The sequence below is a fragment of the Stutzerimonas stutzeri genome, assembly GCF_018138085.1.
Classification (GTDB): Bacteria; Pseudomonadota; Gammaproteobacteria; order Pseudomonadales; family Pseudomonadaceae; genus Stutzerimonas; species Stutzerimonas stutzeri_AI.
Genome location: NZ_CP073105.1, coordinates 2293135 through 2308834 on the forward strand (window position 1 = coordinate 2293135; position 15700 = coordinate 2308834).

Consider the following 15700-nt stretch of genomic DNA (forward strand, 5'->3'; position numbering starts at 1 on the left):
TTCGCGGTCGAGACTGGACTTGCCCCTACAAAACCGGACACCAACTCCCCGTTAAATTGATGCTGCTGCCAAGCGCCTGAACTCCCTCGGCGAGCGGTATTTCAAAGCGCTGTGCGGATGCTGCTCGTTGTAATGCTCGAAGGCAATTGCCAGGTTGCGCAGCGCCGTTTCTCGATCCGGTTTGGGCATGTGCGCCACGTAGTCACGCTTGATCGTCTTCACGAAGCTCTCAGCCATGCCGTTGCTTTGCGGGCTGCGAACTGGGGTGGTCACCGGCTGCAAGCCGATCTGTCGAGCAAACAGGCGTGTCTGTTCGGCGGTGTACGCCGAGCCGTTGTCGCTTAGCCATTGCACCGGCGTGGCGGGCAGTTGATCACCAAAGCGCTTCTCCACGCTTTCCAGCATCAAATCGCGGATATCATCGCCGCTGTACCCGGTCGGGCTCGCGACCCAGCCGATGGCTTCGCGATCACAGCAATCCAGGGCGAAGGTCACGCTCAGTTTGGCGCCGTCCTCGCAACGGAACTCAAAGCCGTCCGAGCACCAACGCGTATCGCTGGCTTCCACCGCAATACGGCCTTCGTGCCGACGCGGCACACCGGGCTGTTTGATGCGGCGCTCAAGCAGCAAGTTGTGATCACGCATGACCCGGTAAACCCGCTTCACATTGATCGCCGGTAGCGACTGGGTTTCACGGGCGCGACGCAGCAATCCCCAGACGCGGCGGTAGCCGTAGCTGGGAAGTTCGCTGACCTGTTGCTGGATTTCAACTACCAGATCAGCATCGTTCACAGGCCTGCTCCGCCGTACTTTGGGGGATGCCGATTGCTTGATTCGAACCGTTAATTGCGAGCGCGCCACACCGAGACATTCGCTGACCAGCTTCACTGGTCGTCCCCCGGCAACAAGGGTGAGTGCGCAATCCATTTTCGCGACCGGGCGATCTCCACGGCCTCTTTGAGGATTTCTGCTTCCATCGTTTTCTTGCCCAGCATCCGTTGCAGTTCACGGATCTGCTTGAGCGCATCGCTCAGCTCGGAGGCAGGTACCACGGCTTCGCCAGCACTGACCGCCGACAAACTGCCGTCTTGGTAAAGCTTGCGCCACAGGAATAGTTGGTTGGCATTGATGCCGTTACGCCGAGCCACCAACGAAACGCTCTGCCCGGGCTCAAGGCTCTCTCGAACCATGGTCAGCTTTTGCTCAGGGCTCCAGCGGCGCCGCCGCTCCCGACCCAAAAGCTCCCCACTCTTATCGTTGCTATTAGTCATAAACATAACCGTTTGCCTATCCCTTATCGTAAGGGGGAAACGGTGTCCTGTCTTTCAGGGGGCTCGTTCAGAGACCGCTCCCACGGTTGCCCGGTGCATTTTGTAGGAGCGGTCTTGACCGCGAGCTCTTCGATATCTGTGTGTCTCAAGTCTCGCAGTGATAACCCGCACCGAATGATCTATTTGCCTGGAAGCCTTTCGCGGTCGAGACCGCTCCCGCGGTTGCCCGGTGCATCGTAGGAGAAGCCTTTTTCGGCTAACCTGAAGCCTCTTGCAGCAGCTAGTGGCAGCCCGTCATGCATCAGCCAGACACCACAGATCGGCACACCCTCGCGGGCTCGAGCTTCTGGCGGGACCACACGTTGCCGTTCATCGAGTCGCGCAGCGTCGCGGATGGCCGCCGCGTCTGCTATGCGCGGCACAGCCATGAGACCTTCTCCGTCGGCTTGATCGACAGTGGTGCCAGCACCTACATCAATGGCGATCAACAGTGCCGCATCGAGGCGGGCACGCTGGTCCTGATGAATCCCGGTGACGTACATGCCTGCAACCCGATCCGCGATCAGCCCTGGGCGTACCGCATGCTGTATGTCGACGCCGACTGGCTGAGCGATCTGCAGGATGAGCTGGGCATGGACGGCGCCGGGTTTCGCGGCTTCGCGCCGATTCTGACGCGTGATGCCAACCTGCAGGCCGGTTTCAGACGGTTGCATGCAGTGTTGACCGACGACCAAGCCGACCCTTTGCACAAGCACAGCACCGCAGTAGAGTTCTTCAGCGCCATGCATCAGCGCCTGGGGATGCAGACCACGGCCCCAGTGAGCGACCCGAAGCTGAAACGTGCCGCCGAGTTCATCGCCGACAACTATCAGCGTTCCCTGAAGCTGGAAGAGATCTGCTCGACGGCTGGTGTGTCGGTATCGGGCCTGATCCGATCGTTCAGGAGGCATTACGGGATGACGCCGCACGCCTATCTGACCAACCGTCGTGTCCAGTTCGCTCGCGAGCAATTGCGCCGTGGCGTGCCGATCGCCGAGGTGGCCCTGGCCGCCGGTTTCGCCGATCAGGCGCATCTGCAACGCGCCTTCAAACAACTGCTGGCGGCAACGCCCGGGCACTACCGCGGACAGCGTCGCGCCTAGCCGGGCGAGTGGGGCGGCTGGACTGATGCGGGCTCGCTAGAGCGCCAACCCTAGAACATCAACAGATAGGCCGCGCAGCCAACCAGCAGCGCCGCCATCACCCGGTTGAACAATCGCAGCCGCGCGGCATTGTTCAGGTAATGCCGCAGAAAGGTGCCGGCATAGGCCCAGCAGGCCAACGAGGCGTAGCAGATCACGAAGTAGATCGCCGCGAAGCGCCACACCGAAGGCGTATCACCGGCAGCCGCGAACAACCCCATGCCGGCCACCGAGGCCAGCCAGGCCTTCGGATTCAACCACTGCATCATGGCGCCGTAGAGCATCGTCGGCTGCAGCGTCGGTTTGTCGGTGCTCAGTCGACCGTCGTCGCGTGCTAGTCGGTAGGCCATGTAAATCAGGAACGCGACGCCGGCCAGCCGGATCGATTCGGTCAACCAGGGCCATCGTCCCAGCACCTCGCTCAGTCCCAGACCGATCAGCAACAGCAGCAGGGTAAAGCCGATGGTGGCGCCGCTGACATGGCGCATGGCGGCGCGCAGGCCGAACTGGGCGCCGCTGCTCAGGGCGACGATGTTGACCGGGCCGGGTGAGATGGACGAGGCCAGCGCAAAGGCGGCCATGGACAGGAACAGGCTCATCGAAACTCCTAGGTTCACGCAGGGATGACAGCGCGAAGATAGGAGGAGGCGTTGCGCAGGTATTGAATGAAATGCGCGTTGTAGCGGCTTACCAGCGCAGCAGGCGCGGCCCCAGCAAGGCACCGATCGCCGTAGGTACCAGCATGCCCAGCACGTACCAGACCGCCCAGAAGGCCACGCTCATCTCCGGGCAGTGCAGGCTGTAGGCCAGCGTCGCCATCGAGCCTGCCAACAGGCCGCTTGCCGCCCCGGCCAGGCGCAACCGGGTTGGCGCCAGTCCGCGCATGGCCCAGAACACGGTGAAGAACGCCGGTATCGAAAGCACGGCGATATTGATCGGGCAGCTTCGCCAGGTATTGCCGAGTACCAACGCCCAGCGGCTATCGGCCGACACGCTGGCCAGCAGCCCCGCTGCCGCCAACCACACGACGAGCACCGGCAGGCCGATCGCCGCCCAGCTGCCACCAGCGCGCATGCCGGGCCGAGAGAGGCGGGTGGTCATCATCAGAGCGCCGCCGAGCAGCGAAGCCGGCAGCGCCAATTTGCCCCAGAACAGCGGGGTGGCTGCAATCTCGGCCAGATCCGGTCGCAGACCAAAAAACGTCAGCAATACCAGCAAAGCGAGAAGCAGGCCGATCACCACGGCGAGGCTGAAGCGCTTGGCGACGACCTGGGGTTCGACCGGCGGCACGTTGCTGGCAAGCATGGAAATCAGGTCATCGGTCTTCATCGGGAACCTCTAATCAGGGCGGCGAGCGTCTTCAAACCGCGGTGCACGCCGACCTTGACGGCTGATACGGACAGGCCCGTCAGTGTGGCGGTCTCGCTCACCGATAGCCCCTGCAGCTTCACGTAAAGAATCGGCAGGCGCTGTTTGTCCGGCAATTGTTCGAGCAACTGGGTCAGATCGCGCTGTGCCTGCTCGGCCTGGTTGTCCTCATCGGCAAGCAGCATCGCGTCGTCGTCCAGCGGGTCGTTGAGCGCGTCATGTCGCGCATGGGCGCGGAAATAGTCCATCAGCTTGTAGCGTGCGATGGCCTGTACCCAGGCGGTCAGCGGCTGATCGGCGCGATAGGTGTGCCGCGCGTTATGCACCGCCAGCAAGGCTTCCTGCAGCAGGTCCTCGACGTCTGCCGAGTGCAGCCGACGCCTGAGATAGCTGCGCAGATGCGCACCGAGCAATGTCAGGAACTGCCGATAAGACGCCTCGTCACCCTCCAGTCCTCGCAACAGCAGTGCTTGCAGGCGGGTTTCGCGCGCCTTCAATGCCTCATGGTGGGTAGTTCGTTCCATCGGGCGCTCTGGTTACAAGGGGAGAGAATTTTTGCTACGGCAATTTCTCTGGGCTCGGTGAGCCATCAGGCTGGGGCGTCGCTACGGTAGGGCGGCCCGAAAGAAATCTCAAAAATATTTTTCACCGCCTGTAACCGTTGCCCCACACCTTGCGAACTATCGATTGAGTGGCCGGCAAATCCGCTGGCCGCATTGCGACCCCCACGGAGAATCACATGAACACTCTCGCTCTTACCGCTGCTGCCGTTGCGCTTGCTTCCCTTGCCGCCGGTGTAACGGCTGCCGAAAAAACCGAAGGCGCCATGGAGAAATGCTATGGCGTCGCACTCGCCGGGCAGAACGATTGCAAAGCGGGCGCCGGAACAAGCTGCGCTGGCACGTCGAAAATGGACTACCAGGGCAACGCGTGGAAGAACGTTCCGGCCGGCACCTGCACCTCGATCGAGACGCCCAAGGGCAAGGGCTCGCTGACTCCGATCGAATCCTGATTGCGTAGGCTGCCGATGAACATGTCAGCTCAGCTGGGTGCCGGCCTCAGTCTCAAGCCGGAGTACTACGAGGCGGCGCATGCATGTACCGCCTCCGGGCTCTGGTTCGAGGTGCATCCAGAGAACTACATGCTCAGCGGCGGCCCTCGTCTGGCCTGGCTGGAGGCGGTCGGCGAGCGGCACCCGTTGTCGCTGCACGGCGTGTCGCTGTCGCTGGCGGCGGACTGCCCGCCGGACGAGCTGCACCTGCAACGCCTCAAAACCCTGGCCGAACGGGTTCGGCCAACCTTAATTTCGGAACACCTTGCCTGGTCCGCCTGGCGAGGTCAGTACCATCCCGATCTGTTGCCGTTTCCTCGCACCGATGCCGCGCTCGCGCGGATCGTCGCTAACGTTCAGCGCACCCAGGAGCTGCTTGGACGACAGATCGCCGTCGAGAACCCCAGCCATTACCTGCGCATCGAGGGGCACGAGTGGGACGAGATCGACTTTCTCGGCGAGCTGGCCAAACGCAGTGGCTGCGGCCTGCTGCTGGACATCAACAACGTCTACGTCAGCGCACATAACCTTGGCTTCGATGCGCACGCCTATGTCGATCGATTTCCCGCTCAAGCGGTACTCGAGGTGCATCTGGCCGGGCACAGCGAGGACCCGCAAAGCGATTCAGCGTTGCTGATCGACTCCCACGACGCGCCGATCACCGCGGCTGTCTGGGCCTTGTACCAACGACTGATCGAACGCATCGGTGCACGGCCGACGCTTATCGAACGCGACGATCAGTTGCCAGCTTTCGCAGACTTGCTGGGCGAGCGTGATTGCGCGCAGCGCCTGCTCGATGGCCAGAGGAGGGCGGTATGAGCCTTTCGTTGGGACGATTTCAGGACGCCTTCGTCGATGCCCTGCAGGGTGTCGAGCCGGCAGCGTTAGACGAAGCGGATAGATTGATCGCGACGCTCACGGCTCAGCCGGGCTTCGCGGTGTATCGCAACACCGTGATGAAAGGCTGCGTGGATGCGCTGCGGGCCAACTTCCCGACGGTGGAGCGGCTGGTCGGCGCCGAGTGGTTCGCCGCCGCGGCCGCCATTCATGCCCGGCGTTCGCCTCCGGTACTGGCGCAGCTCATCGAGTACGGCGCCGACTTCGCGGACTTTCTGCAGACCTTCGAACCTGCACGGGAGTTGCCTTATCTCGCCGGCGTGGCGCACCTCGATCGACTCTGGATCGAAGCGTTCAGCGCGGCGGAGCAACCGCGGCTGACCTTGGCTGCATTCGCCGCGCAGGCGCCGGAAAAGCTCGCCGAGCTGCGCCTCAAGCCATGCGCTGCGGCACGCTGGCAGTGGTTCGCATTGCCCGTCTTCACCATCTGGCGTTGCAACCGGGAGCAGCTGGACGTGCCTCGCGATCTCGTTTGGCAAGGCGAAGGCGCGCTGCTGTGCCGCCGAGATGGCCGCGTCGTCTGGCAGCCGTTGAGTGCCGGCGGCTATGCGTTCCTCGATGCGTGCGCGGCGCAACGCAGGCTGGACGAAGCCTCGGCGCTGGCACTGCAAGCTCAACCCGATCTGGACTTCAACGACCTGCTGGCACGCCTGTTCGCGGCCGGTGTTTTTGCCGCTGAGCCCAGCGAACTGACGAACCATGGAGGCGATTGAAATGGACAGGCCACACAGCATCTCATCCACCGCTCAGCCGCGGTTGCTTCAACATTGGAATCGGACCGCCGGCTGGCTGCAGACGGTTATCAGCGACTCCAGCTTGTCGCTGGTCGCGCGCCTCGCGATTGCCGCCGTGTTCTTCTATTCCGGCCGGACCAAGGTCAGCGGCCTATTGACCATCAAACCGGGCACCTACGACCTGTTCGAGACCGAATACGCGTTGCCGCTACTTTCGCCCCACCTGGCGGCGCACCTGGCGACCTACGCCGAGCACCTGTTTCCCCTGCTGCTGGTGCTGGGCCTGCTGGCGCGGCTATCGGCGCTGGCGCTGTTGGGGATGACGCTGGTGATTCAGGTATTCGTCTATCCAGATGCCTGGCCGACTCACTTGACCTGGATCGGCCTGATGCTGGTCGTGATCGGCCGCGGCGCCGGCTGGTGGTCGCTGGACCGCCTGTTGGGGATTCGCTGAGCCGTGCGGGTGAACGGGCTCCGCCGCCCTGTAGGAGCAGGCTCTGCCTGCGACCCGAGGTTCAGCCGGTGCGTCGCGGCGGCCCTTTTCGCAGGTAGAACCTGCTCCTACATAAAAACCTCTGCCCTGTAGGAGCAGGCTCTGCCTGCGACCCGAGGTTCAGCCGGTGCGTCACGGTCCTGTTTGCAGGTAGAACCTGCTCCTACACAAAACCGCCACCCTGTAGGAGCAGGCTCTGCCTGCGACCCGTGGTTCAGCCGGTGCGTCGCGGCCCTGTTCGCAGGTAGAACCTGCTCCTACATAAACCGCCACCCTGTAGGAGCAGGCTCTGCCTGCGACCCGATGTTCAGCCGGTGCGTCGTGGCCCTTTTCGCAGGTAGAACCTGCTCCTACATAAACCTCTGCCCCTGTAGGAGCAGGCTCTGCCTGCGACCCGTGGTTCAGCCGGTGCGTCGCGGCCCTGTTCGCAGGTAGAGCCTGCTCCTACATAAAACCGTGTAGGAGCAGGCTCTGCCTGCGACCCGATGTTCAGCCGGTGCATCGCGACCCTGTTCGCAGGTAAAACCTGCTCCTACACAAAAACCGCCACCCTGTAGGAGCAGGCTCTGCCTGCGACCCGTGGTCAGCCGGTGCGTCGCGGCCCTTTTCGCAGGTAGAACCTGCTCCTACATAAAACTCGACGGGCCGGTTGCAGTCCAAGGCCTGTCCGCGCATTGGAGGCGTCGCGCCGTTGCCGCGCATTTCATCACCAGGAGACCCGATGGCCACTATTGACCTGCTCATCAGCGATTGCGATGGCGTGATCGTCGACAGCGAAATCATCAGCCACCGTGTGCTGTTCGAGGCACTGAGCCTCCATGTTCCGGCTGACCGGCTGGGCGAAGCCCTCGAAGGGACCTTCGGCCTGACGGTGCCGAGCATCATCGACCTCATCGAAAAGCGCTTCGACCTGAAGATGCCCTCGACATTCGACGAGGACCTGCGGCGGCATAGCGAGAAAGTGGTCGCCGAAGAAGTCCAGGCGATCCCTGGCGTACGTGACGCGCTGTATGCCATCGATCTGCCGCTGGCCGTTGCGTCCAACAGCCGCCTGCACAACGTCGAGGCTTCGCTGCGCCGCGCCGGGCTGACCGAGCGCGTGGCGGGGAACATCTTCTGTGCGGAAATGGTGGCCTCGCCCAAACCCGCTCCGGATGTCTATCTGCTGGCCGCCGAGCGCATGGGCGTGGCGCCCGGGCATTGTCTGGTGGTCGAGGACAGCCCGACCGGCGTACTGGCGGCGCGCACCGCCGGTATGCAGGTGATCGGTTTCACCGGCGCCAGCCATATTCCGGCCGGCCACGACCAGGCGCTGCATGAGCTGGGTGTATCGGCGGTCATCAGCAACATGCGCGACCTGCCGGCGACGGTTGCTCGTTTGCTGGGGCATTGAATGCCCCAGCGCAGTGATTAAAGGCAACGAAGGTCTTCGACCGTGCGCACGGCCTGAGCTTGATCTTGTCTGTACTGAAACCTGTGGAAGTGAGTAGCAGATGGTCCAGCGCTGGAAGTGGTTTCTCATCCGTATCAGCAAGCGGCCCTGGTTCAGGGCCAGCCTGTTCTCTGTCCTGGGTATAGCGACTGCGTTGGTGGCCCTGGCGGTGGCGCCTTACATCCCATACGACATGCCCACCAAGATCGGTTCGGATGCGGTCGACAACATCCTCAACGTGCTGGCTTCGAGCATGCTCGCGGTGACCACTTTCTCGTTGAGCATCATGGTTGCGGCCTACGGTTCAGCGACCAGCAACGTCACCCCGCGGGCCATCTCCCTGCTGGTGGAAGACCCCACCACGCAAAATACCCTGTCGACGTTCATCGGTTCGTTCATCTTCAGCCTGGTCGGCATTATCGCGTTGAGCACGGGGCTTTATGGCGCGCAAGGGCGGGTGGTGTTGTTCGCGGCCACGATCATCGTCGTCGTACTGGTGGTTTACGCTTTGTTGCGCTGGATCGATCAGTTGTCCGGGCTGGGCCGGGTCGCGGAAACCACCGCCCGGGTCGAACGCGCGGCGACGCAAGCGCTGTGCCAACGCATGGACCAACCCTACCTGGGCGGCAGCCCGCTCGAAGTGGATCCCCGGGGCCTGCCCGGCGCGCGGCCCTTGTACGCCGACAAGTTCGGCTTCGTGCAGCACATCGACATGCCTGCGCTGGGTGGCTTGACCGGGTCGGAACACTGTTCGGTCTACATCTGCGTGCTGCCAGGCGTATTCGTGGAACCCACTCAGCCAATCGCCTGGTCCATCGGCATCGAGGAGGAATGTGACGGCGCGCTGCGCAACGCCTTCGTCATCGGCGCGCAACGGACCTTCGAACGCGACCCGCGTTTCGGCATGACCGTAATGGCTGAAATCGCCTCTCGCGCCCTGTCGCCCGGCATCAACGACCAGGGCACCGCCATCGACGTCATCGGCCGCGGCGTTCGCGTGCTGTCGCACCTGTGCCGACGCGCCTCACCCGAAGCCCCAAAATACGAGCGCGTATTCGCTCCGGCACTGAGCGTGGCGGACATGCTGGATGATTTCTTCACCCCGATCGCCCGCGACGGCGCGGCGATCGTCGAAGTAGGGCTGTGCCTGCAACAGGCACTGGCATCGCTGGGACGGCTTGGCGACGCAGCTCTTATGGTCGCGGCCCATCGGCAGGCTGAACTGGCGCTTAAACGGGCTGAAACAGCGCTCACCTTGCCGGAAGATTGGCAGCGTGTACGAGATGCTGCGGTTGATGCTGGTGTGTCGGATAAGGGGCTAGCGGGGCGGTGAACAGGCACCGGTTGCCGACACGGGGTGAGAAGGCCTTGGCCCCAGTTCGATTAACACGTTTTGTCTACAGCGCGTGAATTCCCCTTTTTCGGCTGTCGTTGCCCAGCATTTTTCGACGGCCTGCTTAGATGTCGCCAACGTGGCTGTCCGGCGGGGCGACTACGAAGCTTCCCCGACCGGCTGCAATCGGCCAGAAGCAGCCCCTCATGCCATGCTGCTCCCTCTCGGTTGTGGCGTAGCAGATTTGCCCTTACAGTGATGGCAATAGGCCTTCAGGATAGGGAAATCATGCAGATCAAGTCCGTTGAGATAAAGAATTTCAGATTGCTCCGTGATGTAAGCCTTGGGCTGGAAGCCCATACAACCCTAATTGTCGGCCGTAACAATTGTGGTAAGACCTCTATCGCAGAGGTCTTTAGGCGGCTCCTCTCCGATAAAAGTCCTTCCTTCCGGCTGGAGGATTTCTCACTGGGCTGCCATGAGCAGTTCTGGACCGCATTTACCTCGCTGCATACTGGCTCATCTCGTTCAGACGTTGCTGCGCTACTCCCAGTCGTTAGTGTGACGCTGGACATCGCATATGACGTTGATGCACCAGATCTGGGGCCTCTGAGCGAATGCATTATAGATTTGGATCCGGCATGTACTTTCGCTCGGGTGGTGCTCACTTATGGGCCGAAAGCTACAGCAATTGATTCCCTCTTTGCTGACCTAGAACCTCTAGGCGGGGAGCCAGAAGGCCAGCGCGCTGAATTCTTTCGAGCGATAAAAAATCGACTTGGGGCGTCTTATGAGGCAGGTCTGGCGGCAATGGATCCCAATGACTCGAGCAATCGGAAGGCCCTCGATCTGAAGACGCTTACAACTTTGGTGAGAGGCGGATTCATCAACGCTCAACGTGGCCTTGATGATGACACTCATCGTGAGCGGGATGTCTTGGGAAAGGTGGTCGAGGTTCTATTTCAGTCAGCTTTGACCGATCCAGTTGATCCTGAAAAGCGCTCCACCGCGGAGCAGCTTCAGGAGGCAGTGGAAAACATTCAGAAGGAGCTGCATGAGGGCTTCAATACTGGGCTGACGTCACTGTTTCCCACCTTCGAGCTGTTCGGTTACCCAGGGCTGGATGACCCAGGGCTCACTACGGAGACAACCTTCGATGTTGAGCGACTGCTTAAGGACCACACTCAGGTCAGGTATCGCGGCGTGAACGGCTTGACGCTGCCAGAGAGTTACAACGGGTTGGGCGTCCGCAACCTGGTCTATATCCTCCTCCAACTGCTGAAGTTCTTCCGAGAGTTTCAAGCTGCACCAGCGGCGGCAAGCGTTCACCTAATATTCATTGAAGAGCCTGAGGCCCATCTGCATCCCCAGATGCAGGAGGTCTTTATCCGTCAGCTGCATTTGATAAAAAGCGCTTTCGAGCAGCAGCTAAATGACGGCCGGCCATGGCCAGTTCAGTTTGTAATTTCAACGCATTCACCGCACATGGCAAACGAAGCTCGCTTCGAAACCATGAGGTATTTTCTGTCTGTGACCGACGCCAACGGTACCAGAGAGTCCAAGGTCAAAGACCTACGTAATGGAATGGGCGGCGCCCCCGAACCTGATCGCGACTTCCTTTATCAGTACCTGACACTCACGCGCTGCGATCTCTTCTTTGCTGATAAGGCCATTTTGATTGAGGGCACGTCTGAAAGGCTTCTACTGCCTGCAATGATCGCCAAAGTCGATGCTGCTGCTCCCGGCGAACCTCAACTCGCCAGTCAATATCTGACAGTGATGGAGGTGGGAGGCGCGTATGCCCACCGCTTCTTCAACCTACTGACCTTCCTTGAACTACGCACACTGATAATCACCGATATCGATTCGGTGAAACCTAATGCGGACGGAAAGCGTAAGGCTTGCCCGGTGGCAGAGGGGGTGTTCACAAGCAATGGATGTATCAAGGAATGGTTCGATCCCGCCGTGACTCCTGTACAACTGCTGTCGAAGAAGCAGATAGAAAAAATCATCGGGATCAGGCGACTTGCTTATCAGATTCCCGAGGTTGATGGTGGGCCATCGGCAAGAAGCTTTGAGGATGCCTTCGTCCTAGCTAACTACGACCGCTTTGCTCTAGGGGAGGGTGATGCGGCAACCCTCGCTTATGAGTACGCGGCTGATCAAAAAAAGTCGACGTTCGCACTTTCTCATGCCATCGAGGTTACGGACTGGGTGGTGCCGCGATATATCTCAGAGGGACTTCGCTGGTTGGCAGCAGTCGAACCAGCGGCTGAAGTTTTGCCTGCCGCCGCTCTGGCAGAGGTGACCAAGGTGGTTGGACTTGAGCTCGCTACTGTCGGGGGCGAGAAAAATGCCTAATCGAGAGGAGAGTCCCGCCAACGAAGCTGGCCGTCGGGCATTGGAGCAGATGTATGCATGCCTAGATGGGGGGCAGAGCTTCCGGCTTGAAGCAGGGGCAGGTGCTGGAAAAACGTACTCTCTGGAAAGGGCACTTAGTCGGCTGATCGACAATCGGGGGGCTGATTTGATACGTCAGCGCCAGCAGGTCGCTTGTATCACTTATACGAACGTCGCGAAGGACGAGATTATCTCTCGCTTCCAGGCACACCCTGCGATTCGCGCAGAGACTGTGCATGGTTTCTGTTGGTCATTACTCAAGGATTTCCAAGCTAGCTTGAGAGGCTTTCTCGGCGAGCAGGAATACTGGCGCGAGCGCTTATATCCAATTGGGGGTATTGGTGGGCGACGGATTCACTACGAGATGGGGATTCCCCGTATTTCGGATGAAGAAGTCTCCATTCGGCACGAGGATGTGCTCACCCTAATGATTCAAGCCCTCGCTTTCCCTAAATTCAGGGCGATCTTTGTCTCTCGATATCCCGTCCTCCTAATCGACGAGTATCAGGACACTGATGAGCAGTTTTTTGGCGCCATCAGAGCTAGATTCTTGGATCAGGGCGAAGGGCCCATGCTTGGCCTGTTCGGTGATCACTGGCAGAAAATCTATGGTGATGGTTGCGGCCTTGTTGTGCACGACGGACTTCAACCCATCGAAAAAAATGCGAACTTCCGTTCAGCTGCTCGAATAGTCGGTGTTCTCAATAACATGCGACCAGCGCTGCCTCAGATGGTCAGTGATCCTGGGCTCATTGGTGAAGCTCGTGTCTTCCATACGAATCTTTGGCCAGGCATTCGGCGCACTGCGCAAGGGGGAGGGCATTGGACGGGCGATACCAGTGCCGACGCTGCGCGAGCCTACTTCGTTTACCTAAAAAGCCGCCTCCGCACAGAAGGATGGGATTTTTCGCCAGAGAAAACGAAGATCTTGATCTTGAATCACAATGGAATTGCTCGTGAGCAGGGCTATGCATCCATTCCTCCCATCTATGGGCAGTACAACGGTGCGTGGCTGAAGAAAGAAGATCCGCACATCAAATTTCTGACTGACCAGCTAGAGCCAGCATGTGCTGCATACGCCGGGCGTAAATTCGGCGAGATGTTTGTTTTTTTTGCTAGCGATAGACCAACAATACATCGTCACCAGGACAAAATTGCTTGGTCTCAGGCGATGGAGCACCTTAGTAATCTCCGGCTGACCGGTACCGTCGGTGACGTCATTGACTACTTGCGGACAATCCCCCTACTGCAGCTCCCTGAGGCGATTCTGCGAAATGAGCAGAAATTGAGCGAGGTTGGGGAGGAGCCTGTGGAGGATGAGCCACGGAGGGTTACCCAGCTTCGTAAGCTTCGTGCCGTACGATATACCGAGCTGATTGCGCTAGATCGCTTTATCGATGGACACACTCCGTTTGCTACCAAGCATGGGGTCAAAGGGGCGGAATTTGAGAACGTAATTGTTGTCTTGGGGCGCGGCTGGAATAAGTACAACTTTGTGGAGATGCTCGAGTGGATTGATACCGGTCCGCCAGCCGATCGGCTCGATAAGTTCGAGAGCAACCGAAACTTGTTCTACGTCGCTTGCTCTCGTCCCAAGGTCCGCCTCGCACTTCTTTTCACACAGCTACTGAGTCCTAGCGCATTGAGGAAGCTAACTGAGTGGTTTGGTGCCGAGGATGTTGTGTCGCTTCCTGCAGAGCCTGCCCCTCGGGTTATTCAGCGTTCCTTCTCAGAGCCTGATCGCCAAGCACTTAGCTGGGAGCAGATTTGGCAAGGCCCTGACCGAGGCCTCATAAAGTGCTGGGAAATTGGCCGTGCCCTCGCCCGTCAAGATTCTGATCTAGCCGAGCGATGCAGAAGCGGTGCCCTGCCTCCTCTGCACTGGAAAGGTGGGGTCTCCCGCGCCTTGAAGAAGAGAGAAAAGTTCGGTGCCCTTCAGTACCTGGCTCAATGGCAAGGCTTAAGAGGTGATGATCTCAGTGTCGATCTGGAGGCCGAGCTCACAATGAGCTGCTCAACCACAGGAATGCTCGTCACCTTCACCTCCGATCTGACCAAGCTGGCCGATCAGCAGAACAGTCCAGAAGAGGAGGATGCGAATGGTTGATCTGCACAGGGAATTTCAAAACAGTCGAATGTTCCATCAAGCCCGTATCGACAAGCGCTCGGTTGACGCACTGATCGGCCTTGCGGCCGGCATCGCTGCAGATGGGCAGATAAATCAGCAGGAGGCTGAATTTCTAGAGAGCTGGATCGCCACCAATCTCGCTCACCTGGAGGATCCGGTAATTAACCTCCTATACCGTCGTCTCTCCGACATGCTCGCTGATGGCGTGCTCGATGCAGAGGAGTCAGTTGAACTGCTCTCCACACTGCGTAGTTTTGCTGGTCTGAGTGCAGTTGGGCTCAGCGTCACCAATAACGCCTTTAATTCACCCACTGATCTGCCGCTCTGCAGGCCTGTGCCAGAATTGGAGTGGAATGGTCGGCTGTTCGTCTTCACCGGCGTTATGGCCTATGGTCCGCGCAAGGACTGCGAATCTCTGGTCATCGCCCGTGGCGGGCAGATTGGCTCCGGCGTAAGTAAGAAGATCCACTACTTGGTGATAGGTACTGTTGGTAATGACCAATGGTTGCACGGCACTTATGGAACCAAGATTAAAAAAGCCGTCGAACTTCGCGACGCCGGTGCACCGATCGCCATCGTGAGTGAGGAACATTGGCAAAAGGCAGTGTTCGGGTAGTAAGCGAAGACCCAGGGAAGCTGATAGATGGGCAGACGTAGACCGAAATCCTTTGCTCACTGGGCAATTGGAGCTGTATGCACGGTGATCACTGCGCTGACTTTTATCACCTGCGTATCCACAGAGCCGAGTACAGGCTAGAGCGCGATTTAGCCCGCATAGAGCAACATCTGCAGCGTAATCTCGTACCTCAACTACCAGTGGCTCACCAACCGTCCCCCGAAGAGGTCGCGGCCCGCCTAGAGGCTACTCATCGACAAGCCGAGGTAGATCGCAGACTTGCAGCAGTGCTTGCAAAAGCTGCAATTGAAGAGAGGCGGAGGGAAGATGCGTGGTCCAAATTCTTCACACCGACACAACGCTGTCAGACTCCAGCATCCCAGCGCATGGCGAAGGTCTGCGAGGCTAACGAGGCCAAACTCCGAGCTAAATTCGAAGCTGCCTGGGCTGCCGGTCAACGCATGTGAGCTGGATGCATTAACGAATCTGATGACCGCTTCTGGCCGATTCCCGCCAGTCATGATCGGCAGCTATGGGTTAACTCAGCCGGATTACAACAGTCATCTGTTGACCGGCTCCGCTCGCTCACGATCGAAACCTATCGACCCGGTAGCAACCAAAACCTTACTTTCCCTTTACGTCCGCTTCACACGAAGCTGACCGTTAGCGGCGTACAGTTATTTCCTGGCTGATGGAATAGCCGGCTCCATTGGGTGGATCCGCCGCGGCCGGGTTGTCGAGTTGACAGCTGTTGCAGCCGCGGTGGTCCGCTGCTTTTTTACCTAGACTTTGGCAT

At 59.6% G+C, this 15700-nt stretch carries 14 protein-coding genes; 10 read left to right on the forward strand and 4 right to left on the reverse strand.

Translation table 11 applies throughout. The features are described 5' to 3' along the window. Nucleotides 1–51: 51 nt before the first annotated feature. Nucleotides 52–1271, reverse strand: a protein-coding gene (locus tag KCX70_RS10665) for an IS3 family transposase (protein WP_392602239.1) whose coding sequence is annotated in 2 segments (ribosomal slippage) — nucleotides 52–926 and nucleotides 926–1271 — 1221 coding nt in all. Because the reading frame shifts where the segments join, the coding sequence is not laid out codon by codon here. A gap of 296 nt (nucleotides 1272–1567) precedes the next feature. On the opposite strand from KCX70_RS10665, the gene KCX70_RS10670 reads away from it, so the two are divergent. After that, nucleotides 1568–2413 (forward strand): AraC family transcriptional regulator, encoded by an 846-nt coding sequence (locus KCX70_RS10670; RefSeq protein ID WP_212620150.1) that lies wholly within the window; start codon nucleotides 1568–1570, stop codon nucleotides 2411–2413. Between the two features lie 50 nt (nucleotides 2414–2463). On the opposite strand, the gene KCX70_RS10675 is transcribed toward KCX70_RS10670, so the two are convergent. The 3 genes from KCX70_RS10675 to KCX70_RS10685 all read right to left on the reverse strand — a co-directional run bounded on the left by KCX70_RS10675 (nucleotide 2464) and on the right by KCX70_RS10685 (nucleotide 4344). Then, nucleotides 2464–3051, reverse strand: a complete 588-nt coding sequence (locus tag KCX70_RS10675) for a LysE family translocator (protein WP_212620151.1) — start codon at nucleotides 3049–3051, stop codon at nucleotides 2464–2466. An 88-nt stretch (nucleotides 3052–3139) separates the two neighbouring features. Then, complete coding sequence (locus KCX70_RS10680) at nucleotides 3140–3781, reverse strand: DUF1109 domain-containing protein (RefSeq protein WP_212620152.1); 642 nt, start codon at nucleotides 3779–3781, stop codon at nucleotides 3140–3142. Next, nucleotides 3778–4344, reverse strand: coding sequence for a sigma-70 family RNA polymerase sigma factor (locus KCX70_RS10685; RefSeq protein ID WP_212620153.1), 567 nt, complete (start codon nucleotides 4342–4344; stop codon nucleotides 3778–3780). Before KCX70_RS10685 ends, KCX70_RS10680 begins: the two co-directional genes overlap by 4 nt. A 215-nt stretch (nucleotides 4345–4559) precedes the next feature. Between KCX70_RS10685 and KCX70_RS10690 the strand changes: the two genes are divergently transcribed. The 9 genes from KCX70_RS10690 to KCX70_RS10735 all read left to right on the forward strand — a co-directional run bounded on the left by KCX70_RS10690 (nucleotide 4560) and on the right by KCX70_RS10735 (nucleotide 14904). Further along, nucleotides 4560–4832: a DUF2282 domain-containing protein gene (locus tag KCX70_RS10690; RefSeq protein WP_021209752.1), complete on the forward strand. Its 273-nt coding sequence runs from the start codon at nucleotides 4560–4562 to the stop codon at nucleotides 4830–4832. Between the two features lie 15 nt (nucleotides 4833–4847). After that, nucleotides 4848–5690: a DUF692 domain-containing protein gene (locus tag KCX70_RS10695; RefSeq protein ID WP_212620154.1), complete on the forward strand. Its 843-nt coding sequence runs from the start codon at nucleotides 4848–4850 to the stop codon at nucleotides 5688–5690. After that, the gene (locus tag KCX70_RS10700) at nucleotides 5687–6481 is read left to right on the forward strand and encodes a DNA-binding domain-containing protein (RefSeq protein WP_102845976.1); all 795 of its coding nucleotides are present in this window, start codon (nucleotides 5687–5689) and stop codon (nucleotides 6479–6481) included. The genes KCX70_RS10695 and KCX70_RS10700 overlap by 4 nt, the downstream gene beginning before the upstream one ends. A gap of 1 nt (nucleotide 6482) precedes the next feature. After that, the gene (locus KCX70_RS10705; protein WP_212620155.1) at nucleotides 6483–6956 is read left to right on the forward strand and encodes a DoxX family protein; all 474 of its coding nucleotides are present in this window, start codon (nucleotides 6483–6485) and stop codon (nucleotides 6954–6956) included. Nucleotides 6957–7716: 760 nt separating this feature from the next. Beyond that, nucleotides 7717–8388 carry an HAD family hydrolase gene (locus KCX70_RS10710; protein WP_212620156.1) on the forward strand — a complete coding sequence of 224 codons (672 nt, stop codon included), beginning with the start codon at nucleotides 7717–7719 and terminating at the stop codon, nucleotides 8386–8388. 100 nt (nucleotides 8389–8488) lie between these two features. Next, nucleotides 8489–9760 carry a DUF2254 domain-containing protein gene (locus tag KCX70_RS10715; protein ID WP_212620157.1) on the forward strand — a complete coding sequence of 424 codons (1272 nt, stop codon included), beginning with the start codon at nucleotides 8489–8491 and terminating at the stop codon, nucleotides 9758–9760. Between the two features lie 288 nt (nucleotides 9761–10048). Continuing rightward, the gene (locus KCX70_RS10720) at nucleotides 10049–12121 is read left to right on the forward strand and encodes an ATP-dependent nuclease (RefSeq protein WP_212620158.1); all 2073 of its coding nucleotides are present in this window, start codon (nucleotides 10049–10051) and stop codon (nucleotides 12119–12121) included. Then, entirely contained in the window at nucleotides 12084–14267 is a 2184-nt protein-coding gene (locus KCX70_RS23465) for a UvrD-helicase domain-containing protein (protein WP_336512531.1), read from the forward strand. The genes KCX70_RS10720 and KCX70_RS23465 overlap by 38 nt, the downstream gene beginning before the upstream one ends. Continuing rightward, complete coding sequence (locus KCX70_RS10735) at nucleotides 14260–14904, forward strand: BRCT domain-containing protein (protein WP_212620159.1); 645 nt, start codon at nucleotides 14260–14262, stop codon at nucleotides 14902–14904. The genes KCX70_RS23465 and KCX70_RS10735 overlap by 8 nt, the downstream gene beginning before the upstream one ends. Nucleotides 14905–15700: the final 796 nt, after the last annotated feature.

Excerpts from the sequence above, each read along its gene's own strand:
- KCX70_RS10670 (WP_212620150.1), top strand. The coding sequence starts at position 1,568 with ATGCATCAGCCAGACACCACAGATCGGCACACCCTCGCGGGCTCGAGC.
- KCX70_RS10675 (WP_212620151.1), bottom strand. The coding sequence starts at position 3,051 with ATGAGCCTGTTCCTGTCCATGGCCGCCTTTGCGCTGGCCTCGTCCATC.
- KCX70_RS10680 (WP_212620152.1), bottom strand. The coding sequence starts at position 3,781 with ATGAAGACCGATGACCTGATTTCCATGCTTGCCAGCAACGTGCCGCCG.
- KCX70_RS10685 (WP_212620153.1), bottom strand. The coding sequence starts at position 4,344 with ATGGAACGAACTACCCACCATGAGGCATTGAAGGCGCGCGAAACCCGC.
- KCX70_RS10690 (WP_021209752.1), top strand. The coding sequence starts at position 4,560 with ATGAACACTCTCGCTCTTACCGCTGCTGCCGTTGCGCTTGCTTCCCTT.
- KCX70_RS10695 (WP_212620154.1), top strand. The coding sequence starts at position 4,848 with ATGAACATGTCAGCTCAGCTGGGTGCCGGCCTCAGTCTCAAGCCGGAG.
- KCX70_RS10700 (WP_102845976.1), top strand. The coding sequence starts at position 5,687 with ATGAGCCTTTCGTTGGGACGATTTCAGGACGCCTTCGTCGATGCCCTG.
- KCX70_RS10705 (WP_212620155.1), top strand. The coding sequence starts at position 6,483 with ATGGACAGGCCACACAGCATCTCATCCACCGCTCAGCCGCGGTTGCTT.
- KCX70_RS10710 (WP_212620156.1), top strand. The coding sequence starts at position 7,717 with ATGGCCACTATTGACCTGCTCATCAGCGATTGCGATGGCGTGATCGTC.
- KCX70_RS10715 (WP_212620157.1), top strand. The coding sequence starts at position 8,489 with ATGGTCCAGCGCTGGAAGTGGTTTCTCATCCGTATCAGCAAGCGGCCC.
- KCX70_RS10720 (WP_212620158.1), top strand. The coding sequence starts at position 10,049 with ATGCAGATCAAGTCCGTTGAGATAAAGAATTTCAGATTGCTCCGTGAT.
- KCX70_RS10735 (WP_212620159.1), top strand. The coding sequence starts at position 14,260 with ATGGTTGATCTGCACAGGGAATTTCAAAACAGTCGAATGTTCCATCAA.